22 protein-coding genes are annotated in these 26,474 nt (G+C 73.8%); 10 read left to right on the plus strand and 12 right to left on the minus strand.

The genetic code is table 11. The features are described from left to right. Window positions 1-35: 35 nt before the first annotated feature. From O7602_RS26945 to ssd, 7 genes are all read right to left on the minus strand, one after another. Window positions 36-407: an Rv3654c family TadE-like protein gene (locus tag O7602_RS26945; protein WP_281585404.1), complete on the minus strand. Its 372-nt coding sequence runs from the start codon at window positions 405-407 to the stop codon at window positions 36-38. Beyond that, entirely contained in the window at window positions 404-721 is a 318-nt protein-coding gene (locus O7602_RS26950; protein ID WP_281590553.1) for a TadE family type IV pilus minor pilin, read from the minus strand. Before O7602_RS26950 ends, O7602_RS26945 begins: the two co-directional genes overlap by 4 nt. Before the next feature lie 122 nt (window positions 722-843). Continuing rightward, window positions 844-1,011, minus strand: a complete 168-nt coding sequence (locus O7602_RS26955) for a DUF4244 domain-containing protein (protein WP_013283643.1) — start codon at window positions 1,009-1,011, stop codon at window positions 844-846. Between the two features lie 23 nt (window positions 1,012-1,034). Next, on the minus strand, window positions 1,035-1,763 hold the full coding sequence (locus O7602_RS26960; protein WP_281585405.1) for a type II secretion system F family protein: 729 nt from the start codon (window positions 1,761-1,763) through the stop codon (window positions 1,035-1,037). Then, window positions 1,763-2,575 (minus strand): hypothetical protein, encoded by an 813-nt coding sequence (locus O7602_RS26965; RefSeq protein ID WP_281585406.1) that lies wholly within the window; start codon window positions 2,573-2,575, stop codon window positions 1,763-1,765. The genes O7602_RS26960 and O7602_RS26965 overlap by 1 nt, the downstream gene beginning before the upstream one ends. Continuing rightward, the gene (locus O7602_RS26970; protein WP_281585407.1) at window positions 2,572-3,783 is read right to left on the minus strand and encodes a TadA family conjugal transfer-associated ATPase; all 1,212 of its coding nucleotides are present in this window, start codon (window positions 3,781-3,783) and stop codon (window positions 2,572-2,574) included. The genes O7602_RS26965 and O7602_RS26970 overlap by 4 nt, the downstream gene beginning before the upstream one ends. Beyond that, complete coding sequence (ssd, locus tag O7602_RS26975; RefSeq protein WP_281585408.1) at window positions 3,780-4,883, minus strand: septum site-determining protein Ssd; 1,104 nt, start codon at window positions 4,881-4,883, stop codon at window positions 3,780-3,782. The genes O7602_RS26970 and ssd overlap by 4 nt, the downstream gene beginning before the upstream one ends. Window positions 4,884-5,222: 339 nt before the next feature. On the opposite strand from ssd, the gene O7602_RS26980 reads away from it, so the two are divergent. The 3 genes from O7602_RS26980 (at window position 5,223) to O7602_RS26990 (ending at window position 8,108) form a co-directional block, all read left to right on the plus strand. Beyond that, window positions 5,223-5,912, plus strand: coding sequence for a hypothetical protein (locus O7602_RS26980; protein ID WP_281585409.1), 690 nt, complete (start codon window positions 5,223-5,225; stop codon window positions 5,910-5,912). A gap of 124 nt (window positions 5,913-6,036) precedes the next feature. Then, on the plus strand, window positions 6,037-6,924 hold the full coding sequence (locus tag O7602_RS26985) for a hypothetical protein (RefSeq protein ID WP_281585410.1): 888 nt from the start codon (window positions 6,037-6,039) through the stop codon (window positions 6,922-6,924). A gap of 377 nt (window positions 6,925-7,301) precedes the next feature. Beyond that, entirely contained in the window at window positions 7,302-8,108 is an 807-nt protein-coding gene (locus O7602_RS26990) for an HAD-IB family hydrolase (protein ID WP_281585411.1), read from the plus strand. Window positions 8,109-8,272: 164 nt separating this feature from the next. Here O7602_RS26990 and O7602_RS26995 read toward each other — a convergent pair whose 3' ends face one another. Further along, window positions 8,273-9,019 (minus strand): oxidoreductase, encoded by a 747-nt coding sequence (locus O7602_RS26995; protein WP_281585412.1) that lies wholly within the window; start codon window positions 9,017-9,019, stop codon window positions 8,273-8,275. A 196-nt stretch (window positions 9,020-9,215) separates the two neighbouring features. On the opposite strand from O7602_RS26995, the gene acs reads away from it, so the two are divergent. From acs to O7602_RS27020, 5 genes are all read left to right on the plus strand, one after another. Then, a complete protein-coding gene (gene acs, locus O7602_RS27000; protein ID WP_281585413.1) occupies window positions 9,216-11,204 on the plus strand; it encodes an acetate--CoA ligase in 1,989 nt (662 codons plus the stop codon). A gap of 210 nt (window positions 11,205-11,414) precedes the next feature. Beyond that, window positions 11,415-14,207 (plus strand): immune inhibitor A domain-containing protein, encoded by a 2,793-nt coding sequence (locus O7602_RS27005; protein ID WP_281585414.1) that lies wholly within the window; start codon window positions 11,415-11,417, stop codon window positions 14,205-14,207. A 346-nt stretch (window positions 14,208-14,553) separates the two neighbouring features. After that, a complete protein-coding gene (locus O7602_RS27010) occupies window positions 14,554-16,956 on the plus strand; it encodes an immune inhibitor A domain-containing protein (RefSeq protein WP_281590554.1) in 2,403 nt (800 codons plus the stop codon). A gap of 107 nt (window positions 16,957-17,063) precedes the next feature. Continuing rightward, window positions 17,064-17,579 (plus strand): hypothetical protein, encoded by a 516-nt coding sequence (locus O7602_RS27015; RefSeq protein WP_281585415.1) that lies wholly within the window; start codon window positions 17,064-17,066, stop codon window positions 17,577-17,579. A gap of 87 nt (window positions 17,580-17,666) precedes the next feature. Next, entirely contained in the window at window positions 17,667-18,599 is a 933-nt protein-coding gene (locus O7602_RS27020; protein ID WP_281585416.1) for an alpha/beta hydrolase, read from the plus strand. Window position 18,600: 1 nt separating this feature from the next. On the opposite strand, the gene O7602_RS27025 is transcribed toward O7602_RS27020, so the two are convergent. Then, window positions 18,601-18,966 (minus strand): hypothetical protein, encoded by a 366-nt coding sequence (locus O7602_RS27025; RefSeq protein WP_281585417.1) that lies wholly within the window; start codon window positions 18,964-18,966, stop codon window positions 18,601-18,603. Beyond that, window positions 18,963-22,370, minus strand: a complete 3,408-nt coding sequence (locus tag O7602_RS27030; RefSeq protein ID WP_348651301.1) for an SseB family protein — start codon at window positions 22,368-22,370, stop codon at window positions 18,963-18,965. Before O7602_RS27030 ends, O7602_RS27025 begins: the two co-directional genes overlap by 4 nt. Before the next feature lie 152 nt (window positions 22,371-22,522). On the opposite strand from O7602_RS27030, the gene mycP reads away from it, so the two are divergent. Further along, a complete protein-coding gene (gene mycP, locus O7602_RS27040) occupies window positions 22,523-23,728 on the plus strand; it encodes a type VII secretion-associated serine protease mycosin (protein WP_281585418.1) in 1,206 nt (401 codons plus the stop codon). A 53-nt stretch (window positions 23,729-23,781) separates the two neighbouring features. Here the strand turns inward: mycP and O7602_RS27045 are convergent, their stop codons facing one another. Continuing rightward, the gene (locus O7602_RS27045; protein WP_281585419.1) at window positions 23,782-24,075 is read right to left on the minus strand and encodes a WXG100 family type VII secretion target; all 294 of its coding nucleotides are present in this window, start codon (window positions 24,073-24,075) and stop codon (window positions 23,782-23,784) included. 22 nt (window positions 24,076-24,097) lie between these two features. After that, a complete protein-coding gene (locus tag O7602_RS27050) occupies window positions 24,098-24,415 on the minus strand; it encodes a WXG100 family type VII secretion target (RefSeq protein ID WP_281590557.1) in 318 nt (105 codons plus the stop codon). Between the two features lie 241 nt (window positions 24,416-24,656). Between O7602_RS27050 and eccE the strand changes: the two genes are divergently transcribed. Beyond that, window positions 24,657-26,462: a type VII secretion protein EccE gene (eccE, locus tag O7602_RS27055; protein WP_281585420.1), complete on the plus strand. Its 1,806-nt coding sequence runs from the start codon at window positions 24,657-24,659 to the stop codon at window positions 26,460-26,462. Window positions 26,463-26,474 lie beyond the last annotated feature (12 nt).

Raw genomic sequence — 26,474 nt, forward strand, 5'->3', positions numbered from 1 at the left:
GCCGGCGGGGACCCGCTGGACGCGCCACGCTGACGTCAGGGGTCGCCGACGCGGGCCGGGCCGGCGCGCGAGGTCGCGGTGGCGACGCGGGCCAGCCCGGGCAACGGCGCGACCCGCACCTCCGCCGTGACGATCAGGTCGAGGCCGTCGACCCGGCAGCCGGTCAGCCGACCGTCATTGGCCGACACCAGCGCGGCGGCCGACGCACATGCGGTATCCGTCCCGTCGAGCACACGGCCCGCGCCCGCCAACGCGCCGAAGTCGGCCGCGACCCGGGCCTGATGACGCGCGCACCGGGCAGCGCCGATCCCGGCGCCGAACAGCCCGACGAGCACGAACACCAGGCCGATCGCGAGCAGACACACCGTCGCGCCACCCCGCTCGGCCGGCTCCCGGCCCGGCGTCACGGCACCGGGCCGGGAGCGCCGGGTTCCACGGCGGCCACCGCCACGCCCGACACGGTCGTCCGGGGCAGCCGCGCACCGACCGTCCGGACCGGCGCCCGGACGCTCGCGGTCACCCGGTCGCCGGCCACCGTCACCGTCACCTCCGCGCCCGCGGGGGCGTACCGGGCGCCGGCAGCCGTGCCCGGCTCGCCCCGGGCGGCGGCGAGCGCCGCCTCCCGGGCCGCGTCGACGCAGCCCGCCCGCGTGGTCACCGCGTCGACCGCGGTGAGCCCGGCGACCAGGAGGAGCATCAACGCCGGCAGGCCGGCCGCCAACTCGGCCGTGAACGACCCCCGCTCCCCCGGGCGCCGCCGGACGACACCGCCCCGGTGGACCGCACCGTCGACCCCCGGGGCCGGGTGGAGGCGGGTGCACCGGCCGGCCCACCGGCGTCCGGTCACTTCAGGGCCCGGTCGATGACGGCGGTCAACGCGGACTGCACGTTTCCGGAGGTGAGCACCTTCAGCAGGATTCCGGCGAAGGCGACCGCCGCGAGGGTGCCCACCGCGTACTCCGCCGTGTTCATGCCGGCGTCGCCGCGGAGGCGGGTGAGGAGCTTGCGCATGTCGTACGTCCCTTCTCGATGGTTCACAGGACGTCGCCGAGAACGGCGACGATCACCGGCACCAGACCGGCGAGAATGAAGGCGGGCAGGAAGCACAGCCCGAGCGGCAACACGATGAGCACGCCCGCGCGCCGGGCGGTGGCCTCGGCCGCCGTCGAGCGTTCGGCCCGCAGGTCGTCGGCGAGCCGGGTGAGCGCGCCCGCCAGCGCGGCTCCGCTGTTCGACGAGCGGACCGCGGCGGCGACCAAACTCCCCGCACCGGGCACGGGTCGCAGGTGCTCCCACGCCTCGATCGCCGTACCGCCCAGGCCCAGCGTGCGGCCCACCCGGCCGAGCCGGTCCGCGAGTGGCCCGCCGAGCGCCTCCGCGACCGCGAGCGCCGAGCGGTCGACAGGCGCGCCGGCCCGCAGCGCCGCGGCCAGCAGGTCCGCGGCGAGCGGCAGGTCGGCGGTCTCGCGCAGCCGCCGGTCGCGCACGGCACGCGGCTCGATCCGGCGTAGCAGCCGGTCGGCGACCACGCCGGCGAGCGGCCCGGCGACCAGGCCGGCCCACCCGCCGACGACCACCGCCACGGCCACGCCGGCCAGGCCGGCACCCCACCGGACCCGGTCCGGCCACCAGCTGGGACGGCCACGCCGAGGGGTGGACGCGAGCCGGCGCAGTCGCCGGGCCGGGCGGACGACCGGGCCGGCGACGACGAGGAGCGACGCGGCGGCGCTGAGGCAGGCGGCGGCCATCGCCTGGCGGGACATCAGACCGCCCGCCCCGGCCCCGCACCGAGCCGCTCCGCCCAGAGCAACCCACCGATCTGCAGGGCGACTGCCGCCAGGGCGCTACCGCCGCCGACCGGCGTGTGCAGGAGCACCTCCACCGGATCGACCCCGATGGCGTAGCCGAGGCCGATCCCACCGAGCGGCAGGGCGGCGAGCAGCCAGGCGGTCGCCCGAGCGCCGGCAGCCTGGGCAGCGGCAGCGGCGAGACCTCGATCGGCCGTACGTGCGTCGGCCTCGATCCGCTCAAGCAGATCGGCCAGTGGCGCCCCGGTCCGGTCGGCGAGCCGCACCGCGGCCCGGGCCAGCCGGACCATCCGGCCGGTGCCGCTGTCGAACACCCCGTCGACGGGCAGGCCGGCCCGCAGGTCGGCGGCGGCGGCACCGAGCCGGTCGAGGTCGTGGCGGTGAGCCAGGTCGGCCGCCCGGCGGGTACGCCGACGCAGCGCGGCACGGGCCGCGAGCGTCCCGTAGGCGGCCAGCGCCAGCGCGGCCACCGGACCACCGAGGACTGCTCCGGCCCCACCGCCGAGCAGCGCGGCCGTCGGCAGGGCACGCCGCGCGGGCAGCGCCGGGCGTGCATCGCCCCGGCCACCCGTGGAAGGCGGACCGCCGAGATCCGGCCCCGAAACAGGCGGACCGCCGAGATGGGGCCTCGAACCAGGCAGACGGCCGACATCTCGCCCGGGGTCGAGGACCGAGCGGCGTCGGGCGCGGCCGGCGCGTACCGGCCAGGCAACCGCCACCGCGGCACCGGCCAGGAGCACGACCACGAGCCAGAGTTGACCGGTCACGACGGGCCCGCCGAGCCCGGCCAGACCACGCGGAGGACCGGCGGCACGGGCACTCCACGCTCGCGCAGCAGGTTGCCGAGCGGCCGGGCGGCCAGGCCGAGACCACGGCCGCGTATCCAGGCCGGAACCACCGTCACCAGCCGGTCGCTCCCTTCCGGCAGGAGCAGGCCGATCGAGTCGAGGACCCGCCCCTCGCCGGTCCGGCGGACCTGGAGGACGACCTGCAACGCGGCGGCGACCTGGGCGTGCAGCGCGGCCCGTGGCAGCCCGCCGAGCATGCCCAGCGCCTCCAGCCGGGCGGGCACGTCCGTCGGCGCGTTGGCGTGCAGCGTCCCCGCCCCGCCGTCGTGGCCGGTGTTCAACGCGGCCAGCAGGTCGACCACCTCGGCGCCCCGGCACTCGCCCACCACCAGCCGGTCCGGTCGCATCCGCAGCGCCTGCCGGACCAGGTCGCCGAGCCCGACCACGCCGGCGCCCTCGACGTTCGCGGTACGCGCCTGCAACCCGATCACGTGCGGGTGCACCGGGCGCAGCTCCGCGGCATCCTCCACAAGCACGATCCGCTCGGTGCCGGGCACCAGGCCGAGCAACGTGTTGAGCAGCGTCGTCTTGCCGGACCCGGTGCCGCCGGTGACCAGGTATGCCAGCCGGGCGGCCACCACCGCGTCGAGCAGCGGGGCCACCGGCCGGGGCACGGTGCCGTGGTCGACCAGCTCGTCCAGGGTGAACGGACGCTGCCGGAAGGTACGCAGGGACAGGTAGGGACCGTCGGTCGCCACCGGTGGCAGCACGGCGTGCAGCCGGGTGCCGTCGGGCAGTCGCGCGTCGGCGTAGGGCGAGGCGTCGTCCAGCCGGCGACCGGCGGCGGCGGTCAGCCGCTGCGCCAACCGGCGTACGTCGTCGACCGTGCCGAGCGGCACGGCCACCTGGTGCAGCCCCCGCCCCCGGTCGACCCAGACCCGGACGCCGTTCACCAGCACGTCGGTGACCTCCGGGTCGGCCAGGAAGGGCGCGAGCGGGCCGGCACCGACCAGGTCGTCGTGCACCCGGTCGGCGATCCGCAGCAGGGTGGTGTCGCCGAGCACGCCGGCGGCCGGCTCGGCGCGTACCGCGGAGACGACCGCGGCGGAGGTGACCGGGGTGGCGTCGGCGGCGAACCGGTGCCGGACCCGGACGGCCAGCTCGCCCGGGCTCGTCGGCCCGCTCACGCCGCACCCGCCGCGGATCGGCCGGTCAACTCGTCCACGAGCCGCTGGCACAGCACGGCGAGTGGACCCTTGCCGGTGGCGCCCGGCGCCTCGCCGCGTTCCAACCCTCGGCACAGGCCGGGCTCGGGGCGGAGCGTGCCGGCCAGCGGAAGGCCGAGCGCGCGGGACACCTCGGCGGCCCGGAGCCGCCCGGGAGCCGGGCCGCGCACGATCACCGACAGGTCTTCGCAGTGCGGGGCCACCACGGCGGCCACCCGGGCCGCGGCGGCGGTGGCCCGCAGCTCCGCGGGCACCACGAGGAACGCCCGGTCGGCGGCCTGGAGCGCGATCACGGCCGCGTCGTCGAGGTGGCGGGGCAGGTCGAGCACGACCAGGTCGCGACCTCGCCGGCCGGCGTCGACCGTGGCGGCCATCGCCTCGGCCGGCAGGTGCCGCAGGTCGCCCCGGTCCCACGAGAGCACGACCAGGTCACCCCGGCTGGGCAGGGCGCGGACAAGCGACGGCGGGTCGACGCGACCGTCGGCGCCGGCCAGCTCGGGCCAGCGCAGCCCGTCGAGCTGCTCCCAGCCGAGCACCAGGTCGAGGCCGCCGCCGAGCGGGTCGGCGTCCACGAGCAGCGTACGCAGCCGGGCTCGGGCCGCGCTGACGGCGAGCCCACCGGCGAGCACGCTGGCCCCGGCGCCGCCGCGCCCGCCGAGCACCGCCACGATCCGCCCCGGGCCCGCGCCGACCGGCCCGGCCGCACACTCGCCGAAGCGGTCGACCAGCCAGGGCTCCGCCGCGGGCAGGGTGGCCACGTGCTCGGCGCCGATCAGCTCGGCCAGCTCCGTACCCGGATCAAGCTGGCCGGAGCGTCCGACCAGGACGGTGCGGGAACGTCGGGGGAGGCGGGCCCGCAGGCAGGCCGCCGCCTGGTCGACGCCGACAAGCACCAGCGGCGCCGGCCCCCAGCGGGCGCGGGCGGCGGCCGGGTCGGCCGCCAGCTCGACCTCGACGCCGCCGGCCGCGGCGAGCCGCAACAGCTCGTCGAGCAGGTCGTCGTCGGCCGTGACGAGCAGGGGCAGTCGAGGGTACGGCGGGAGCGGGGTGCGGGGCGGCATGCGGCCTCCAACGGTCGGACTCGGACGTGCCGCGATCGAGCCTGCCCACTCAGCCGGCCGGACGGAGGGATCGCAGCCACCCGCCTGTGGATAACGAGGCGGTTGTGGACAGACCTCGGCGATCGAATCGATCTGCTATGGGGCCCGACCGGCCGGCGAACGGCGGCATCCGCGCGGTGGTGACGACCGTTCGGAGCGGCTGACCAGGCAGTTGACCCATCCGGGCCCACCGGATCGAACCGGTTGGACCGTCAGCCATTGACGAAAGGGATCATCCATCCCGCATAATCGGATCCTCTCGCCGCGAAACGGACGGCACCGGCTCGTGAAATCGAGGCCATGACCGAGTCATCACACGGCACCGGAACGCCGCCCGTCCGACGTCACGCCCGCACCGGTTCACCTGACGACCAGGTTCTGCTCCGCGACCCGTCACCGGCCACGCTCGCCTCGGTGGCGCTCGGGATCGTGATCGTGGTGCTGGTCGGTACGCTCAGTTTCTTCGCCATGCCCCGCCGCCCCGACCTGCCGCCGCCGATCGGCAGCGAAGCGATCCTGGCGTCCCCGGCATACGCCTCGCCGACCGCGGAGGTGGCGGCCGAGTCGTACTCCCCGGCGCCCGTGTCGCTCTCCGCCCGCGCCGCGCCGCGTACCCGTCCGCCCGCGCCGCCGCGTCGCACCACGCCGGCCGCCCGGCCCAGCCCGAAACCGACGGCTACCCGGACGAAGCGGCCCGCGCCCCGGACCGACGAGCTCACCCCGCTCCCGGCGTCCTGGGAGTGGCGGTTGCGGTCCGGTGGTGGCGGGCCGTCGACCTTCATCGACTTCGTCAACGCCCGGACCAGGCCGGTGGTCATCTACTGGTTGGACTACCACGGCCGCCGCCAGCGGTACGCGGTGCTCCAGGCCGGTCGGTCCCACCGGCAGCAGACGTACGTGGGCCACCCGTGGGTGGTGACCGACGAGCGCGGCCGGGCACTTGTCTGCTTCCGGCCCGAGCCGCGCACCATGCGCGCGGTGATCCGCTGACAATCGTCCTCTGTGCACATCTCTGCCGGCACGGCCGAGCAGTGTCACACCTCTGTGCGGTAATTGACCGACGGCGATCTTCGGGCGTGGCAGCGCCCAGCCGTCTCAGCAGAGAGGAGCGGGGATGCACAAATCCTGGCGGAGGGCGGCCCTGGCGGCCGGCCTGACGCTCACGGGGGCGCTCGGCGGGCTGGTCGCCGCCGCGCCGGCACAGGCGCAACCGGTGACGTCCGGATCGGTCACCTTCGGCGGCGACCCGGGCGACTACATCACCGGCGGCCGGTCGTACGCCTACTCGGTCGCCGACGGCGACCAGCTCACCACCTCAGCGTCGGCCGACACGAGCCACGTGTCGGTAGGCGTCAACGGCTACCAGGGCGACTGGTGGTCCGTGGACTTCGACGCCCCGGGCAGCACGCCGCTGGCCCCGGGCACCTACCAGAACGCGACGCGCTACCCGTTCAACGGGGCCGGTCCGGGCCTCAGCCTGGACGGGAACGGGCGCGGCTGCAACGAGCTGACCGGCACGTTCACGGTGCTCAACGCCGTCTTCGGGCCGAACGGCTACGTCCAGACGTTCGACGCGACCTTCGAGCAGCACTGCGAGGGCGGCACCGCGGCGGCCCGCGGCGAGGTGCACATCGCCAACCCGCCGGCGCCGGCGCCGCTTGACCTCGCGCTGGCGGTGGCCACCGACGGCACGGCCAGCTCGGTGAGCGGCAAGGCCGTCGTGCACGGCACGGTGACCTGCAACCAGCCGACCTCCGTGTCGCTCAACGGCACGGTCACGGAGATCGTCAAGAAGACCATCGTCCGGGGCGACTTCAGCACCCGGGTGAACTGCGTTCCGGGTACGCCGGCGGCCTGGACCGCCACCGCCGTACCGATCGGCACCGTGCCGTTCGTCAAGGGCAGGGTAGAGGTCGACACCAGGGCCCAGGGGTACGACAGCGAGTACGACAAGTACGTCGAGGTGAACGACACCACGGTCGTCAAGCTGGTCAAGTCCTGACCTGCTGAGCGGAGCGGCCGGCCCGGCAACGGGTCGGCCGCTCCACCGCTCCGGGAGCGCTCCCCCGGAAAGGGACGACCCCCGTCGGGGGGAGACGGGGGTCGTCGTGTGGTTCGGCTCCGGGGGGGTCGAGCCGAACCGACTCAGCGGTCACGGGGGGTGCAACCGCCGAGGGTCTGAGCAGCGACCGAAGGCGAACTCCCGTCGCGAGGACAAGCATGCCGCAGCCGACCCTTATACGTCGAGTGTTGTTCACTCCACGCAAAGCTAATTTCTCGCACTGCTATGTGACCGCCGTCACTCCGGCGGGTGCACTGCGGCTTCCGGACCCCGGGGTGGGCGGCCGTTGGCGGTCCGTCCGGCTAGACTTTCGCGCCGTGGGCCGTGGTGCCGCTTTCTTCGATCTCGACAAGACCGTCATCGCCAAGTCGAGCGCTCTGGCGTTCGGTCGGCCGTTCTACCGGGACGGGCTGATCACCCGGCGTGACGTGGTCAAGTCGGCGTACGCGCAGCTGATGTTCCGGCTGGGCGGCACCGACGAGCAGACCATGGCCCGCACCCGGGACTATCTGGCCGCGCTCTGCAAGGGCTGGCCGGTGGAACAGGTCCGCCAGATCGTCGCGGAGACGCTCCACGAGCTGATCAACCCTTATGTGTACGCCGAGGCAGCCGCCCTCATCGAGGAGCACCAGGCCGCCGGGCGGGACGTGGTGCTGGTTTCCGCCTCGGGCGACGAGATGGTCCGGCCGATCGGCGAGCTGCTCGGGGTGACCGACGTGATCGCCACCCGGATGGCTGTGGTCGACGGGCGGTACAGCGGCGAGGTCGAGTTCTACGCGGCCGGGCCGAGCAAGGTCGACGGCGTGGGCGAGCTGGCCCGGGAGCGCGGCTACGACCTGGCCGACTCGTACGCGTACTCCGATTCCTACAGTGATCGGCCGCTGCTGGAGTGCGTGGGGCACCCGAGTGTGGTCAACCCGGATCGGGCGTTGCGCAAGCTGGCGGTGGAGAACGGCTGGCCGGTGCTGGAGTTCCGGCATCCGATCCCGCTGGGGCGCCGGCTGCGCGAGCGGCCGGCGGTGCCGGTCGCGGCGGCGGCGCTCGGCGTGGGTGTCGGGGTCGCCATCGGCATCGCCTGGTACGGGCGGCACCGCCGCACCCGGACCGCCGCGCCCACCGCCTGACGGCCGACAACCAACGGCCGGCTCACTGCGAAAATCCTCGGCCAACGCGCTGGCGGCAGGGCGGCAGGGCGGCAGGGCGGCAGGGCGGCAGGGCGGCAGGGCGGCAGGGCGGCAGGGCGGCAGGGCGGCAGGGCGGCAGGGCGAGCTAAACCCAGGCGGTGGGCTCAGGAGGCGGCGAGGATCTCGTCGCCGATGAGCGTGATCTGCTCCGCGCCGACCTCCACCGCGCTCATGTAGTGCCGTAGCCAGGAGCGCAGGCCGTCGGGGGTGCCGGTGGCGAAGGCGCCGGCCGCGCCGACGTACTCCGGTTCCCGCTCCTGGTGCCCGACGTCCACCGCGACCAACCCGCGGGGGTCGAGCCCGGTGGAGATCAGCACCAGCCGCGCGGCGGCCCGGGCCACCACGCCGGAGGGGCCGGGGAACGGGCGCAGGTTCAGCAGTTCGCCGTGCACCACGGCGGCCAACACCAGCGGTGGCACCTTCGTGCCGCCGGCCACCAGGCCGGACAGGCTGTCGAGGCGGGCCGCCACCACCGGGTCGGCCACCGGCCGGCCCAGTTCCTCCTCGGTCACCACGTCGCGGGCGGCGAGCACGTGCAGCCGGGCGAGCACCTGGCGGGGGGCCTTCGGCCAGAGGTCGCTCAGCCCGGGCAGCGCGCCGGCCACCCGCAGCGCGCCCTGGAGCACCGGGTCGGTGACCGTGCCGGCGCGTACCTCCTCGCGGTCGTGCTTCCGGCCTTCGAGCGCGGCGCTGGCCACGGCCGAGCGGAGGCTTACCTCGGCGGCGAGTTGGCCGCCGTGGCGGCGCAGCGCCCGGTGCCGGTGGGCCTGGTCGACCAGGTCGCGGGCCTGCTCGGCGGCGGGCGCGACGTCGGCGAGCGCGAGGAGCGGCGCGAGCGGATCGGTGGTCACCCTGACACGGTACGGGGTGTTAAGCGGGGCCCCTTCCTATACCGGATGCGTTAAGCGGGGCCCCCGCCTTACACCTCAGCGCGGTGGGGGTGCCGCTGGGCGCGGCGGGGCGGCGGCGCGGTCGCGGGTGTCCGGCGGCGGGGCTAACCTTCCCCGGAGTAGGGAGACGCAGGTCACGCGACGAAGGAGTCACCGTATGAGCGAGGCATTGGCCAATCTGCTGAACGAGACGCGCCAGTTCCCGCCACCGGCCGAACTCGCCGCTAACGCCAACGTGACCGCGGCGGCGTACGACGAGGCGGCCGGTGACCGGCTCGCCTTCTGGGAGCGCCAGGCCGGCCGGCTGGCCTGGGCGCAGCCGTGGGAGCAGGTGCTCGACTGGTCGAACGCGCCGTTCGCGAAGTGGTTCACCGGCGGCCGGCTCAACGTGGCGTACAACTGCCTGGACCGGCACGTGGAGGCGGGCCACGGGGACAAGGTGGCGATCCACTGGGAGGGCGAGCCGGGTGACACCCGCACGGTCACCTACGCGGACCTGCACCGGCTCACCTGCCAGGCGGCCAACGCGCTCACCGAGTTGGGCGTGACGGCGGGCGACCGGGTGGCGATCTACCTGCCGATGATCCCGGAGGCGGCGGTGGCGATGCTCGCCTGCGCCCGGATCGGCGCCACCCACAGCGTGGTGTTCGGCGGCTTCTCCGCGGACGCGTTGACCAACCGGATCCAGGACGCCAGCGCCAAGGTGGTGATCACCGCGGACGGCGGATTCCGGCGGGGCAAGCCGTCCGCGCTCAAGCCGACCGTGGACGAGGCGGTGGCGAACTGCCCGTCGGTGGAGCACGTGCTCGTGGTCCGCCGCACCGGCGAGGAGGTCGCCTGGTCGGCGAAGGACCACTGGTGGCACGAGGCGGTGGAGGCCGCGTCGCCGGAGCACGAGGCGCAGCCGTTCGACGCCGAGCACCCGCTGTTCATCCTCTACACCAGCGGCACCACCGCCCGCCCGAAGGGCATCCTGCACACCACCGGCGGCTACCTGACCCAGGCGTCGTACACCACGCACGCGGTCTTCGACCTGAAGCCGGAGACGGACGTCTACTGGTGCACGGCCGACATCGGTTGGGTGACCGGGCACTCCTACATCGTCTACGGCCCGCTGTCGAACGGCGCCACCCAGGTCATGTACGAGGGCACGCCGGACACCCCGCACAAGGGCCGGTTCTGGGAGATCGTCGACAAGTACGGGGTGACGATCCTGTACACCGCGCCGACGCTGATCCGCACCATGATGAAGTGGGGCGAGGACGTCCCGGCCGGGTACGACCTGTCGTCGCTGCGCCTGCTCGGCAGCGTCGGTGAGCCGATCAACCCGGAGGCGTGGATCTGGTACCGGCAGTTCGTGGGCCGGGGTGAGCTGCCGGTCGTGGACACGTGGTGGCAGACCGAGACCGGGGCGATGATGATCTCGCCGTTGCCGGGCGTGACCGAGGCGAAGCCCGGTTCGGCGATGGCGCCGCTGCCAGGTGTCGTGGCCGACGTGGTCGACGACCAGGGTGAGTCGGTGCCCAACGGGGGCGGTGGCTACCTGGTGCTCACCGAGCCGTGGCCGTCGATGCTGCGCACCATCTGGGGCGACGACAACCGGTTCCTGGAGACGTACTGGTCGCGGTTCGGCGCGGGTGCCAACATGGGCGACAAGTGGGTCTACTTCGCCGGTGACGGCGCCAAGAAGGACGACGACGGGCACATCTGGTTGCTCGGCCGGGTCGACGACGTGATGCTGGTGTCCGGGCACAACATCTCCACCACGGAGGTCGAGTCGGCGCTCGTCAGCCACCCGTCGGTGGCGGAGGCGGCGGTGGTCGGCGCGACCGACCCGACGACCGGGCAGGCGATCGTGGCGTTCGCCATCCCGCGTCGCAGCGCGGAGACCTCCGGGGACGCGGGCGAGCAGCTCATCGCGGAGCTGCGCAACCACGTGGCGAAGACGCTCGGCCCGATCGCCAAGCCGCGGCAGATCATGCTGGTCCCGGAGCTGCCGAAGACCCGGTCCGGCAAGATCATGCGCCGGTTGCTGCGGGATGTCGCGGAGAACCGGTCGCTCGGCGACGTGACCACGTTGCAGGACTCCTCGGTGATGGAGTTGATCTCCTCGGGGATGAGTGGCGGCAAGTCCGACGAGGACTGACCACATCGGTACGAAAGGGGGCGGGTCGCGCGGCGGCCCGCCCCCTTCGGCGTACGCGGGGATCATGCCGGTCGATCGGCGGAGGAGGCACTAACCAGTTCGCCCCTGTCGATGGCACGTCCGGTCGGCTACCTTCAGCCGGAACCGGCGGATTTCGACAAGCGTCACTGAGACGGCCGGCCCTTCACCATTCCCTACGAACGGAGTGGCATGCTCCCCGTTTCGCAGTCCAGGGCGCGCCGACGCCTACTCGTCGCGCTGCCCGCCATCGCCCTCGCGGCCTCGTCACTGACCGTGACAGGCAGCGCGGCTGCCCAACCGTCCCGGCCCGCGTCGGCCACGATCGGGGCGGACGAGTACTACATCAACTATGCCGAGCCCGAGGTGCAGCCGGACACCGGCGGCAAGGAGACCCGGGGCCGGGACGGGGTCTTCTCGTCACCCGCGGACGAGGCGCGCGCCTACGACCGCAAGTACGCCGGGGGCAACCCGGCCACGGCGCGGGAGTTGGCCAAACTGGAGGCGAAGTCCATCCGGACCGGCCAGAGCCCGCGCAAGATCAAGAAGGCGAAGAGCACCCAGACGGCCAAGCTGCTGACGCTGCTCGTCGAGTTCAACGACAACGCCAACGACGACTTCACGAACGTGATGGTCCCGAAGACGGTCTTCGAGGACCGCACCTGCGTGCCCGGCACGGTGCAGAACGGGCCACGGCACAACACCATCCCCAACCCGGCCACGCTGCCGCACAAGGACAACAACTCGATGTGGGTGCCGGACTTCTCCCCGGCCCACTACGACAAGATGCTCTACACCAAGAAGGGCATCACCGAGCGGGTCCGCAAGGACCTCAAGGGGCCGGACGGCAGGCCGGGCATCAGCCTGGCCGGGCGGACCATGCACAACATGTACCTGGAGATGTCCAAGGGCGCGTACACGGTGGACGGGCAGGCGAGCCCGTGGATCACGGTGCCGCACTCGGAGGGCTGGTACGCGGCGTCGCGCTGCTTCCAGGACGAGAACGGCGACTGGGTCGCCGGGCGTGAGCAGTCGATGAACGGCCACCCGGACAACCCGCAGGGCGCCGGCCGGCTCGCCACCGACGCGATCGACGCGCTGGCCGCCGCCGACCCGAACTTCCCGTGGGCCGACTACGACATCGAGGACCAGAGCGACCGCGACGGCGACGGCAACTTCCACGAGCCGGACGGCGTGATCGACCACCTGGTGCTGGTGCACGCCAACCAGGGCAAGTCCCGTGGCGGCGGCGACATCGGCGTCTACTCGGTCTGGGCGCACTCCTCCACGGTGGCCGGCGGCTACACCATCCCCGGCACCAACCTGAAGGTGTCCAACTACATCGTGCAGCCGGAGGACGCCGGCGTCGGCGTCTTCGCCCACGAGTTCGGGCACGACCTCGGCCTGCCCGACCTCTACGACACCTCGGGCAACGCCGACTCCGACGTGGACTTCTGGGACCTGATGGCGTCCGGCTCGCACTCCGGCGAGATCTTCCAGGCGCTCCCCACCCACATGGGCATCTGGGACAAGTGGGTGCTCGGCTGGGCCGAGCCCAAGACGTTCGGGCCGGGCGACCGGGCCAAGCTGGTCAAGCTCGGGCAGAGCTCGCGTACGCCGGTCGGCACCGAGGACGGCATCAAGATCGACCTGCCGGACAAGGTGATCGCGCTGGCCGAGCCGCACAGCGGCGGGAACATGTGGTACTCCGGCGCCGACCAGAACTGGGCCGACGTCAAGCTGAGCCGCACGGTGGAGGTCCCGGACGCCGCCGACGCGAAGTTCTGGATGTGGAACGACTACGTCATCGAGGAGGACTGGGACTACGGCTTCGTCGAGGTCTCCACCGACGGCGGCGCCACCTGGACCGAGCGCAAGGTGTACGACGAGTCCGGCGCGCTGGTCTCCACCGACGACGGTTACAACGACCCGAACGGGCGGATGGTCGACTTCGGCAACAAGAAGTACGGCCTGACCGGCAGCACCGGCGGCTGGCGGCACGACTACGTCGACCTGTCGCCGTACGCCGGGCAGACCGTGCAGGTGCGGCTGCGGTACGCCACCGACGAGGCGTTCGTGGAGCGCGGCTGGTTCGCCGACGACTTCTCGGTGACCGGCGGCGGCGCGACCACGTGGAGCGACGACGTCGAGGGCGGCACGGCCGGCTGGACCCAGACCGGCGGCACGTTCACCGACACCAGCGGCGCGGGCTGGCACGTCGACTCGGGCACCCAGGTCAAGTCGCACTACTACCTGGCCGAGTGGCGGAATTTCGACGGCTTCGACAAGGGCCTGAAGTACGCCTACGACACGGTCTACTCGCACGAGGCGTGGAAGGTCGACCGGATCGCGTACAACGCGCCCGGCATGCTGGTGTGGTACCGGGACACCCAGCTCGGCGACGTCAACCACGTCACCGGGCAGATGACCGCGCTGCCCAGCTACGGCGCCAAGGGCGGGCTGCTGATCGTCGACTCGCACAACGACCCACTGCGCCGCAAGGGCACCGCGGCGGAGAAGGACCCGTCGGTGCTGGACAACCTGCCCAGCCGCCCGCAGTCGTCGAACGCCGCCTTCGGGTTGAAGCCGACGTACCCGTTCAAGGAGTGCCTGGAGGCGGCCGACGAGCCGTACAGCGAGTACTGCACGAAGTTCAAGGCCCAGGCGCCGGTGAAGGGCTTCACCGACAGCAAGGGTTGGTACCCGGGCATCGAGATCCGCGACGGTTCGCCGTACGCGCGGGACAACGACGCCTCGGTGGTGGTCCCGTCGAAGGGGAACCAGCAGTACACCACCCGGGTGGTGAACCCGGACGGCACGCCGGCGACCGACTACTACGGCACCGAGCTGAGTGGCGGCGCGATCGTGTTGGGCACCGGCAACCCGCGGGACGCGGGTGTCGCGTACGGCACCTCGATCGTGATCAAGTGGGCCCCCCGGGACAACGCGTACGCCATGGTGTACGTGGTCCCGCCGAGGAGCTGAACGACAGCGCGAAACCGGAACCGGAATGACCGGAAAATGGGCTGAAGGGACCGGATGAGGTAAGGGTCGGGAGCCACCGCGCTCCCGACCCTTACGCATATCCATCGGTGTCGCTACATTCGGATACGGGAACGTCCGCACTGGTCAACGACTCGGCGGCGGTCCGGGGTGTGACGGGGAAAGACCTGTCCAACAAAAAGTTGCAACAAATCGACGCGCACATCTTCCCACCAGTCCCAGCAGTGTCTATGTTCACCAAGGGTCCCACTTGTGGGACGTTCCACCGGCCCGTACCCCCATGGGGCCGGTTCCCTAACACCGGAGGTACCACGTGCGCAAAGTCGCAGTGGGTCTGCTCGGGCTTTCGCTGACCGCGACGGGGCTGATGGCAGGTACGTCCGCCAGCGCCGCGCCGACGCCGAAGCTGCCGACCACCGCCCCGTCGGTGGCCGAGCCTGCGCAGACTGATCACGACCTGCCCAACCCGCTCGAGGACAAGCGGCGCGCACTGCGCCAGGAAGGCCTCAGCGAGGTCCTGTCCGGCAGGGCGAAGGCCCAGAAGATCAACGGCAGTACCGTCGTCAAGGTTGGCGAGACGGCTGCCGAGGGTGCCGCGGCGGGCAAGTCCGCCAAGAGCACCAAGGCCGGCAAGGGTCCGACCAAGGACCAGTACGTCGAGCTCTCCCGCGAGCGGACCGACAAGATCTTCGTCATCCTCGCGGAGTTCGGCGACGAGCGGCACCCGAACTACCCGGACCAGGACACCGACCCGGACACCGCGGGTCCGACCCGGTTCGACGGGCCGCGCGTCAACCAGATCCCCCAGCCCAACCGGGCGGTGGACAACTCCACGATCTGGCAGCCGGACTTCAGCGCCGATCACTTCCGGCAGATGTACTTCGGCACCAACCCGGGTGACGAGTCGCTGAAGCAGTACTACGAGGCCCAGTCCTCCGGTCGGTACAGCGTCGAGGGCGAGGTCACCAACTGGGTGAAGGTGAAGTACAACGAGGCGCGCTACGGCCGTTCCGACGGCTACCCGTGCGCCTCGAACGTCTGCACCAACACCTGGGCCCTGGTCCGCGACGCCGCCAACCAGTGGGTCGCCGACCAGAAGGCGCAGGGTCGCTCCGACGCGGAGATCGCCGCCGACGTCAAGTCGATGGACGAGTACGACCGTTACGACTACGACGGCGACGGCAACTTCAACGAGCCGGACGGCTACATCGACCACTTCCAGATCGTCCACGCCGGCGGCGACCAGGCCGACGGTGACCCGATCCAGGGTGAGGACGCCATCTGGAGCCACCGCTGGTACGCGTTCGCCAGCGACCAGGGCAGCACCGGCCCGTCCACCTTCCCGGGTGGCGGCACCGAGATCGGCAACACCGGCGTCTGGATCGGCGACTACACGATCCAGCCGGAGAACGGTGGCCGGAGCGTCTTCTACCACGAGTACGGCCACGACCTCGGTCTGCCGGACGACTACAACGTGGTCAGTGGTGGGGACAACAACAACGAGCACTGGACCCTGATGGCCCAGAGCCGGCTCGGCGCCAAGAACGACGCCGGCATCGGCGACCGCGGTGGCGACCTGGGCGCCTGGAACAAGCTCCAGCTCGGCTGGCTCGACTACGAGGTGGTCGTCGCCGGTCAGAAGCGCACGCTGCAGCTGGGCCCGCAGGAGTACAACTCCCCCAAGGCCCAGGGCGCCGTGGTGGTGCTGCCGCAGCGGGAGTACACCTTCCAGAACGGCAAGCCGTTCGAGGGGACGAAGCAGTTCTTCTCGGGTAACGAGGACGACCTGAACACCACGATGACGCGCGCCATCGACCTCACCGGGAAGAGCAGCGCCGCGGTGTCGATGAAGGGTCGTTACAGCATCGAAGAGGACTACGACTACCTCTTCTTCGAGGCTTCCACCGACGGTGGCCAGAGCTGGGTCTCGCTCCCGGGCACGGCCAACGGCAAGGCGCTCAAGGAGATCTCGCCCGGGCGGTACGCCCTGGACGGCTCCAGCGACGACAAGTGGGTCGACGTGAACGTCTCGCTGGACTCGGTCGTCGGCAAGGCCGTGCAGTTCCGGCTCCGCTACCAGACCGACGGTGGCGTCTCCGAGGGCGGCTTCTACGGTGACGCCATCACCGTGACCGCCGACGGTCAGACGCTGCTCACCGATGGCGCCGAGGCCGGCGCCGCCGGCTGGACGCTCAGCGGCTGGAGCATCGTCGAGGAGACCTACACCCGCAAGTTCGACAACTACTACATCGCCGGCAACCGGTCGTACACCTCGTACGACAAGTACCTCAAGACCGGCCCGTACTACTTCGGCTACGCGAACACCCGCCCGGACTACGTGGACCACTACGCGTACCAGGAGGGTCTGCTGATCTCCTACTGGAACCTCCGGTGGGCGGACAACGACACGTTCGCGCACCCCGGTGAGGGTCGTAACCTCTACATCGACGCTCACCCGCGGCCGATCTACAACCTGACCGGGCAGCCCTGGCGGGCCCGCGTCCAGGTCTACGACGCGCCGTTCAGCCTGAAGAAGGCGGACTCGTTCACGCTCCACATCAACAGCCAGCCGCAGTACATCCGCGGTCAGGCTGCGGAGCCGCTGTTCAACGACACCAAGCAGTACTGGTACCCGGAGCTGCCGAACCACGGCGTCAAGCTCCCGGCCACCGGCACGAAGATCAAGGTCCTGGAGCAGAACGGCACCTCGATGAAGGTCCGTTTCTCCTGAACCGCTGATCCATGCGACACCACGACGAGGCCCGGGCAGGTCACCTGCCCGGGCCTCGCCCGTGTTCCAGGCGGGAACCGTCGCGACCCGCCGCGCGTCTGAGACGGGTGACCACAAGCCTCGACCGCCGCCTGGCCGCGGTCCTCGTGCTGGCCCTGGCCCTGGCCCTGGCCGGCTGCGCGAGCCCGGAGAAGGAAGCCGCCGTGCCCGACCCCACCGGATCCACCGGCGCCGCGCCGGAGCCCTCCCCAACCGCGCCGAGCCCGGCCGTATCGAGCCCGGCAACCCCGGCCCCGGCAACCCCGGCCCCGGCCGCCTCCTCCGGCCGGCCCCCGCTCTCCACCACCGACCTGCCGACGCTCCGGCCACCGACCGGGCCGCCACGGCACCCGACCGACCAGCGCAAGCCGAACGTCCTCGCCGGCCGGATCAGCGACGGCGGTGCCGGCCCCTGCTACACGCTCGTCACCGACGACGGCCAGGAGCACGCCCTGTACGGCCCGGACCAGGGCACCTGGCCCGCCGGCACCTGGGTCCGGGTCACGGTCGGCCCGGCGCCGGAGGGCGTCGCATGCGGGCCGGGCCGGCTGGTCGGCCTGCTGCGCATCGAACGCGTGGCCTGACCGCGCACCCCGACTCCGCCCGGAGAAACCCCTGATCCTGCCCACCTGCGGGGCCGGTGGGCAGCCGGCGGCCCTAGGCTGTGCCTCATGACCGACCAGCGCGGCGGACCCGCCGACGAGTCCTGCGTCCTGCCCGAGGGGCCGTGGACGCACCGGTTCGTCGGCGCCAACGGCAGCCGGTTCCACGTCGTCGAGGCGGGCACCGGCCCGATGGTGCTCTTCCTGCACGGCTTCCCGGAATACTGGTACGCCTGGCACGAGATGCTGCCGGCCGTCGCCGACGCCGGCTTCCGCGCGGTCGCCGTCGACCTGCGCGGTTACGGCGCGAGCGACAAGCCACCCCGGGGGTACGACGGTTACACGCTCGCCGCCGACGTGGCCGGCCTGATCCGGGCGTTGGGCGAGCGGTCGACCACAGTGGTCGGCACCGGCGTGGGCGGGCTGATCGGCTGGACCGCCGCATCGTTCCACCCCACCCTGGTACGCCGACTCGTGGTGCTCGGCGCGCCGCACCCGCTCCGGCTGCGGGCCGCCATCGTCGCCGACCCGCGCGGGCAGTTCGCCTCGGCCACCGCGACGCTGAAGTTCCAGCTCCCCCGCTACGAGCACGTGCTGACCCGGGACGGCGCCGCCGAGGTGACGGAGATGCTGCGCCGTTGGGGCGGGCCGCACTGGGTGGACGGCCCCGAATTCGCCGACTACGCCAGGTGCTGCCGGATGGCGATGCAGATCCCGCAGGCCGCGTTCTGCGCGCTGGAGGGCTACCGCTGGGCGTTCCGCTCGGCGCTGCGACTGCACGGCTACCGGTTCGTCAAGCTGATGCAGAAGCCGCTCGTCACGCCGACCCTGCAACTGCACGGCGCGCTGGACCGCGCGTCCCTCCCCCGCACCGCGCAGGGCTCCGGCCGCTACGTCAGCGCGCCGTACGAGTGGCGGCTGCTCGACGGCGTGGGCCACTTCCCGCACGTGGAGGCCCGGGACGTGGTGCTCGGCGAGATCCTGCGGTGGGCGAAGTCCTGACTCAGACCCGCTGCTCGCCCAGCCCGACCACCTCGGTCGCGGGCGCCCAACCCTGGTAGACGCCGAAGTCGAACGCCTCCAGACCCATCGCCTCCGCCACCGGCCAACGCCCACCCGTGTACTCGACCCGCAGCCAGCCCTCGTGCTCGGCCAGCACGATGAACGGCTGCCCCTGCCAGGTGCAGGTGGTCCGCACGTACGCCAGATCGTCGACCTCGGCCGCCGGCACCACCCGGACGTACCGGCCGGGGCGTGCCTCGGTGAAACCCTCGTCGGGGTCGGGCTGGTAGAGACGGATGTCGTCGCCGTCCGGGCTGGCCTGGTATTCCCGGCCCCGCCAGCGCGCCACATAGCCGTCGCGGGTCACGCCTGGTCCGCCTTCTGCCAGCGCAGCGCGTCGGTGTCGAGCGTCGCGACGAGCCGGGCGTCCCCGTCGGCGCCGATCCGCCACAGCTGCGCACCGTGCGGCAGCCGGGCACTGTCCACCTTGAACTCGGCGATCACGTCGCTGTTCTCGCTCGGCGCGAAGCCGTTGCCGCGGAACGGCGGACGCTCGATCACCCAGCCCTCCATCGCCCGCATCGCGGCCTCGTTCTGCCCGCCGTACGGGATCCGGTAGAGGCTCGGCCGGTAGGCCGGCCAGCGCAGCAGGTAGAGCTCCTCGTCGGCGCGGGAGAACGGGGAACCGGGATGGCCGAGACCGAGCGCGTCGTACAGCTCCGCCGGGGTACGCAGGTGCGCCAGCTCGCCGGCCCGGTGCACGAAGCCGGAGACCCGGTCGTAGCCGCGCTCCAGGTAGTAGGCGAGTTGGCTCGCCGCGACCGCCTTCTGCATGGTCACCGGCGGGCTCGGCGGCGTCGCCGCCGTATTCCGGCGGGGCTCGGCGGCCGGCGCCGGCCCGGAGGCGGACGGTTCCGGCTCGGTCTCCGGGTCGTCGCCGAGCCCCACCTCGGCGGCCCAGTTCGCGAGCGCCAGCACCTGTTCCCCCGGGTACGCCGCGCCGACCAGGCTGCCCGGGTTGATGAGGAACGACCAGTTCTCGTCCGGCCAGCACCGGATCAGCTGGACGAACTTGACCCGGATCGTGTCGACGGGTCCCTCCGTGTGTTCGGCGAGCCGCTCCGGCGAGGTGTAGACCGCCACGTAGCGCACCCCGTCGACGGTCTCCGTGCGCCAGGCGAAACCCGGGTCACCGGGACGGCTGCCCGGTGCCGAGTCGAACGCCACCGGCAGCATCACCCGGGCCAGCAGCAGCGTGGTGAGGAACCCGTCCGCGTTCCCGCTGCCGGTCGCCGCCAGCAACTCCTCCTCCACCGTGTTCGCCGGCACGAAGTCCGGCTCCGCCGGCTCCGCCCGGGGAGCCGTCACCCGCTGGTCGACGGTCCGCTCCGCAGTGCCGGGGACGTGGGGCGGCTCCGTCGGCGCAGCCGACGGAGCGAACAGCGACGCGGTCGGCTCGCCCGACGACCCCGGCGCGAAGTGCGCGGTGGTCGGCTCGCCGGGCGACGCAGGCGTGAACAGCGCGGTGGTCGGCTCGTCCGGGGACGCCGACGCGAACAGCGGCACCGTCGGCTCGGCCGGCGACGCGGGTGGGCGTAGCGCGGTGGTCGGCTCGTCGGGCGACGCGGGCTCGAACAGCGACACCGTCGGCTCGTCGGGCGACGACACCGGATCGAACAGCGACGCAGTGGGTTCGCCGGGCGACGCGGGCTCGGACAACGCCACCGTCGGCTCACCGGACGACGCCACCGGATCGAACAGCGACGCCGACGGCGCGCCGGGCGAGGCGGGCGCGAAGAGCGCGGTGGTCGGCTCGCCGGACGCCGACGGCGCGAACAGCGGCACCGTCGGCTCGGCCGGCGACACCGGTTCGAACAACGATGCGGTGCGCTCGTCGGCGACTGACGCCGTCGGGGTCGGCTCGGCCGGGGCCGGCTCGGCCGGGGCCGGCTCGGACAACGGGGTGGTCGGCTGGAACAGCGACACCGTCGGTCCATCGGAGGACACGGGTGGCCCGGTCAGGTCGCCCGGCTCGGCCGCCGCCCAACCCGCTTTCGGCGGCGGGTCCGGCCAGCCGGAAGTCGCCGTTGCCGGTTCGGCCCCAGACGGCTCAGGACCGAACGGCTCGGCACGGAGCGACTCGGCACGGGACGACTCGGCACGGGACGGCTCAGGACCGAACGGCCCGGCTTGGAGCGACTCGGCCGTCGGGCGGTCGTCGGTCCGGGCGGGCTCGTTGAGATCGGCCGCGCCGACCGGGGACGTTACCGGGGGGTCTGCCGGTCGGGGCACGGTCGGCCCGGAGGGGGTCGCCCACGACGCGGCGGGGCCGGCAGCGTACCCGTCGGCGGCCGGCGGCGTGGACCCGAACTGGCCGGGAATGGTGAGGTCGCGGGCCTCGATGACGGTGCCCTCGATGACTATCGGGGTGAAGTCACGACGTGACGCGGGCGGCGCGGACACCGGCTCGACGATCGACGGCGGCAGTTCCTCCGTTTCCGCGGGGGCGTCGAGGGACTCCCAGCGGTCCGCAGGGGTCGGAGCCCACTCGTCCGGCGGCGCGGAGGCGGCCGGCGCGGGCTGCCGGCGGGGCAGCGTCCGGGTGGGGTCCTCGGCCGGGCGGGCCGGCCGGAACGACGGTGCCGGATCGGCCGGCCGCGGTGCCGGCGTCGGCACGTCCGCCCCCGTCGGGAACGCCCGCGTCGGGTCCTCGGGCACCGGCTCGTTCAGCGGCCGGCGTCGGGGAAACGGCTGACCACCGGCGAACCGGGAGGGCGGCGTGCCCCGCTCGGCGGACCGGCGGGACGTGTCGAGCGGGGAGGACCGCCGGGACGGGCGGCCGGAGGTGGGTTCGAAGAAGGATCGGGCTGGTGGCGGCGCCGCCACCGTCGGCGTCTCGTCGACCGCCGCGGCCCGGCCGGCGGCGAACGGATCCGGCTCGTCCGGCCGGTGGCGCAGGTCGGTGAGCCAGCCGTCAAGCGCGTCGGAGTCGGCGCCCTCGCCGACCCCGGCCCGGTCGCCACCGTCGCCGGCCGCCGGCCGCGGACGACGAGGCGGTACGGTCGGCACGCGGCGGCCCGGCCCGGGAGCGGTGCGCATCGGCACGGTGGCGGGCTCGTCGGGCTCCGCCGCCCACCCGCCCCGGCCCCGCGGGACCGACGGCGGTGGACCCAGGGACGGTGGCACCGACGGCGGCGGCACCGAGGGCGGCGGCACCGACGGTGGCGGGACCAAGGGCGGCGGCACCGACGGCGGCGGCACCGGAGCTGCCGGAACGGAAGCGGCGGGCACCGGGACGGTCGGCGCCTCGGGGGCGGGCTCGGGCGTGCCGTTGCGGGCGGCCCGGGTGGCGCTCTCCACCCGCTGCAGCCGGGCCCGGGCACCCATGGTCCGGCCGGGCAGCCGGACATCTCCCCGGGAGAGCTGCGCGACATACCAGGCGGGCAGGTAGCCCTCGATCGGCAGGCCCGGGTTGACGGCCAGCCACCACTCCGGGTCGGGCCATCCGGCGGCCAGGTCCACGTACGGCACCCGGCGGGTGGCGCCCGCGTTCTCACCCAGGCTGGCTCGCAGCGCGGCGACGGAGGTGAACGCCAACACGTGCGTGCGGCCCCCGGAGGTCCAGGTGCCCCACCCCGCGGTCGACCCGCCGGCGACCGGCAGCACCAGATCGACGTGGGCCAGGACGCGGAAGTATTGCTGCTGGTCCTGCGCGTGCAGCGCGTCCCGCATCGCCACCTCGGCCTCGGTGGCCGGCTCCCATCCGGTCACGGCCACCTCTCCTTCCGTGCACCGGCCACAGGTATCGCCTACAACCTACAAGGTGGTAACAAGATCACAATCCCTGGCCATCGACGGTCGGCCCCGGCCTCGATGAGGCGCTAACATCGCGTTCCGGAGTCGACATGTTACGGAGGTCGTCGATGCCTCGGCCGTTCACCCACCGGACCGTGGCCACTCTGGCGACCTTCCTCGTCACCGGCCTGCCCGCGGCGCCGGCGGCGGCTCGCGCGCCGTCCGGCTGCGCCGCCCCGCCCGCGCCGGCCCGCCCGGTGGTCGAGCAGCCGTGGCCCCAGCAACGGTACGCGCCGGACCGGCTCGCCCCGCTCGCGACCGGCGCCGGCGTGGTGGTGGCGGTGGTGGACTCGGGGGTGGACCGGTCGCACCCGCAGCTCGCCGGCCGGGTGCTGGCGGGCGCCGATTTCCTCGACCCGGGCGGGGACGGCACCCGCGACTGCGCCGGGCACGGCACCGGCGTGGCGAGCATCATCGCCGCCACGCCGCGGCCGGGCGTCGCGTTCCACGGGCTCGCACCGGGCGCGCTCATCCTGCCGGTGCGGGTGAGCGAGCAGCAGGTGGTCGAGGGACGGGAGTCCGGGCGCACGGTCGACGCGGCCGACTTCGCCCGGGCCGTGCGCTGGGCCGTGGACCACGACGCCGACGTGCTCAACCTCTCGGTCGTGCTGTACGCGGACGACCCGGCCGTGCGCGCCGCGGTCGCCTACGCGGTGCGGCGGGACGTGGTGGTGGTGGCCGCCGCCGGCAACCTGCACGACAACGGCGATCCCCGGCCCTACCCGGCGGCGTACGACGGGGTGCTCGGCGTCGGCGCGATCGGGCGGGACGGGGTGCGCGCCGCGTTCTCCCAGACCGGCCCGTACGTCGATCTGGTCGCTCCCGGCAGCGAGGTGCTGATGGCCGCGCCCCGGCAGGGCCACCACCGGGCCGAGGGGACCAGCTATGCCACCCCGTTCGTGGCCGGCACCGCGGCGTTGCTGCGCCAGTATCGTCCCGGCTTGAGCGCGGCCGAGGTCGCCGCACGCATCGTCGGCGGCACGGACCCGGCCCCGGGGCGCGGTGAGGGCTACGGCGCCGGGGTGCTCAACCCGTACCGCGCGGTGACCGAGTCGCCCGGCGGGGCGGGCGCCGCTCGCCGGAATGGCGTCGCGCTCCCGGCCGACCGGCCCGATCCGGCGGCGCTCGACCGTCGCGCCCGCCGCGCCGCGGTGCGGGAGCGGGCGTTGCTGGTGGCCGGCGTGACCGGTGGCGCGACGGCACTTGTGGCGCTGCTCGCCGTGGTGCTGCCCCGGGGGGCGCGCCGGCGCTGGCGTCCGGCCGGGCCGGTCTGACCGGTCGGACCGCCGGCTCGTGGCCCGGGCGCGGCGCCCGGGCCACACCGGAGTCAGTGGAACAGGTTGGCGTTGCGCTTCTCGGTGTCGAGGTAGTCGGACGCGGAATCCTCCACGGCGAGCTTGATGTCGCGCAGCATCGCCTGGAGGTCCTGCGAGGCGGCCCGCCACCGGGACTGTCGCTGCTCGTACGCCTCGCGGGCCGCGCCGTTCCAGCTCGCCACAAGTGGCGCCGCGTCCCGTTCGAGCTGCCCGAGCTGACTCTCCAGTGTGGTCAGCGCCCGTTGGATGTCGGCGCCGGCCTGATGCAGGGCGGCGAAGTTGACGACCAGCACACCATGCTCCATCGGTTCGTTCCTTTCCGGAGGTCTAGAGCGGCAGCTGGATGCCGCGGTTGGTGCCCGACACCCGGCCGGCGGCCTCGGTGTCGGAGGCGTCGTAGTGCCGCCCGGCGGTGCGGATCGCGGTGGCCGTCTCGCGCAGCGCCCGCTGCAGGGCCGTCTGGTCCTGCGCCCACTGCTGCTTGACCTGCTCGAACGAACGCCCACCGGCGCCCCGCCAGGCCTGCTGCAACACCTCCAGCTCGGCCATCAGGCCGCTGAGCATGGTCTGGAGCGACTGATCGGCCTGCTCGAACTTCGCGGCGGTCTGATGCATCACCGCGGCCTCTGCCTGGGTCTGGGACATCCCGGACGTCACCTCGTCTCCTCGGTCGTGGCTGGCCACCGTGTGGCCACCGTGGACTCGTCGCGCGGCGCTCGCGGCCGCCGGAGGGGAGGGAGACGGCGGGCGCACGCGTCGACGGTTTTCGTCGCTGACGGTAGCCGCATCACTCCGGTTCTGCTACCCCCCAGCCCTCCCCTGTGGACAACGAGGCCACTACGATGAGCCACGGCGACGTCACCCGGCAGCCGGGCGAGGAGGTGCGGTGACCGCGACCACGGCGGAACGGCCCCCGCCCGCATCCGTGCCGGCGTCGCCGTGGAGACGCCGCACCCGCACCCGTTTCCGCGCCGGTCAGGTCGTGATGACGCAGGTCGCGGGCGCCGTGCTCGTGGCGTCCGCCGGGCGGGGCGTCGCGTTCACCACCGTCGCGGTGCTGGCGGCGACGTTGCTGCTACCCGCCGCGTGGGTCCGCTATCGGGGCCGCTGGCTGCACGAATGGCTCAGCGTCGGGCTGGCGTACCTCGGCCGTCGCCGCGCCCTGCCGGCCGGGGCCGATCCGGCGGCGGTCCTGGAGCTGGTCGGGCCGGGCACGGTGGCGCACGCGGCGGAGCTGGCCGGCGGCCCGGCCGCCGTGCTGCACGACGCCGGCGGGCTGACCGCGCTGCTGGAGCTCGGCGACCCGGACGACCTGTTCGGTGACCGCCCACAGGCGCTGCCGGCGCCGCTCGACCTCCTTCCCACCGTCGGACCGGAGAGCCCGCCGGTCCGGCTCCAGCTGCTCTTCTCGGCGTCGCCCGCGCCCGCGCCGGCCGTCGCGGCCGGTCCGGCCGGCACGTCGTACCGTCAGCTCACCGACGGCCGGGTGGCCGGGCGCGCCCGGGTGGTGCTGGCCCTGCGGGTGCTGCGGGCCGACGGCTGGTCGGACGAGGAGCTGCTGCGGGCGCTCTCCGGCACGGTCCGGCGGACGGTCCGCCGGCTCGGCCCGCTCACCGGCACGCCGCTCGGCGTGCCGGCGGCACTGCGGGTGATCGCCGAGCTGGCCCACCACGAGGCCGGCGCGCCGGCCCGGGAGACCTGGCCGCTGCTCACCGTGGGTGGGCTGGCGCAGGCGACCTGGCGGCTGCGCCGGTGGCCGGATCCGCGCGGTGAGGCCGCCCGAGGGCTGGTTCCCCGGCTGCTGGCCGTGCCGGCCACCGCCACCACAGTCGCACTCCGCGTCGGCCCCCGCGCCGACTCCGCGCCGGTCCCGGCCGAGCTGACGGTACGGGTGGCCGCCGCGAGCGCGGCGGAGTTGTCGGTGGCCGAGCGGGCGCTGAACCGGGTGGCCGGCGGTGCCGGCGGCGAGCTGTGTCGCCTCGACGGCGAGCACCTGGCGGGGCTGGCCGCCACCCTGCCACTGGCGGTTGCGGGTTCGGGTGCGCCCCCGGCCGGGTCACCGCCGGCGGCGCCGGACCTGCCGGTCGGCGGGTCCGGCCTGATGGTGGGTGCCGACCGGCGGGGCGGCCCGCTCACCGTGCGCCTGTTCCGGCCGGCGACGACCCGGGTGCTGCTTGTGGGCGGCGTGCCCGCCGCGCAGCTGCTCGTGTTGCGGGCGCTGGCGCTCGGCGCCCGGGTCGCGGTGCAGACCGCCCGGCCCCGGGCGTGGGAGGCGTTCGTCCGCGGGGCCGGGGGGCCGGGCGGCGTGATGCCGCTGCTCCCGCCGGGGCGGCCGGTCGGTGGCGCGCCCGGTTCGCCGCTGCGGCCGGTGCTGCTCGTGGTCGACGCCGGTCCGGTGCCGCCGGAGGTCGGTCCGGCGGCGGCGTGGCAGTCGGTGCTCGTGGTCCGCGACGAGCTGACCTCGGCGGACGCGCCCGCGCTGGCCCGCGCGGACCTGGCTGTCCTCCAGCCCCTCGACCCGGCCGAGGCGGCGCTTGCCGGCGCGGCGCTCGGCCTCGGCCCGTCCGCCGACTGGCTCACCCGGATCCGCGACGACATGGTGGCGGTGGTCAACCGCCGGGCACTGCGGTGGGCGCTGCTCTCGCCGACCCCGGTCGAGTCGCAACTGGTCGGTCACCCGGTCCGCCGCTGAAGCGGACAGGGT

Origin of the sequence: Micromonospora sp. WMMD1128, assembly GCF_027497235.1 — a bacterium.
Taxonomy (GTDB): domain Bacteria; phylum Actinomycetota; class Actinomycetes; order Mycobacteriales; family Micromonosporaceae; genus Micromonospora.

Bases quoted from the DNA above. Each gene is read 5' to 3' on its own strand.
- O7602_RS26955 (WP_013283643.1), bottom strand. From the start codon at position 1,011: ATGCGCAAGCTCCTCACCCGCCTCCGCGGCGACGCCGGCATGAACACG.
- O7602_RS26960 (WP_281585405.1), bottom strand. From the start codon at position 1,763: ATGTCCCGCCAGGCGATGGCCGCCGCCTGCCTCAGCGCCGCCGCGTCG.
- ssd (WP_281585408.1), bottom strand. From the start codon at position 4,883: ATGCCGCCCCGCACCCCGCTCCCGCCGTACCCTCGACTGCCCCTGCTC.
- O7602_RS26980 (WP_281585409.1), top strand. From the start codon at position 5,223: ATGACCGAGTCATCACACGGCACCGGAACGCCGCCCGTCCGACGTCAC.
- O7602_RS26985 (WP_281585410.1), top strand. From the start codon at position 6,037: ATGCACAAATCCTGGCGGAGGGCGGCCCTGGCGGCCGGCCTGACGCTC.
- acs (WP_281585413.1), top strand. From the start codon at position 9,216: ATGAGCGAGGCATTGGCCAATCTGCTGAACGAGACGCGCCAGTTCCCG.
- O7602_RS27005 (WP_281585414.1), top strand. From the start codon at position 11,415: ATGCTCCCCGTTTCGCAGTCCAGGGCGCGCCGACGCCTACTCGTCGCG.
- O7602_RS27020 (WP_281585416.1), top strand. From the start codon at position 17,667: ATGACCGACCAGCGCGGCGGACCCGCCGACGAGTCCTGCGTCCTGCCC.
- mycP (WP_281585418.1), top strand. From the start codon at position 22,523: ATGCCTCGGCCGTTCACCCACCGGACCGTGGCCACTCTGGCGACCTTC.
- O7602_RS27045 (WP_281585419.1), bottom strand. From the start codon at position 24,075: ATGGAGCATGGTGTGCTGGTCGTCAACTTCGCCGCCCTGCATCAGGCC.
- O7602_RS27050 (WP_281590557.1), bottom strand. From the start codon at position 24,415: ATGTCCCAGACCCAGGCAGAGGCCGCGGTGATGCATCAGACCGCCGCG.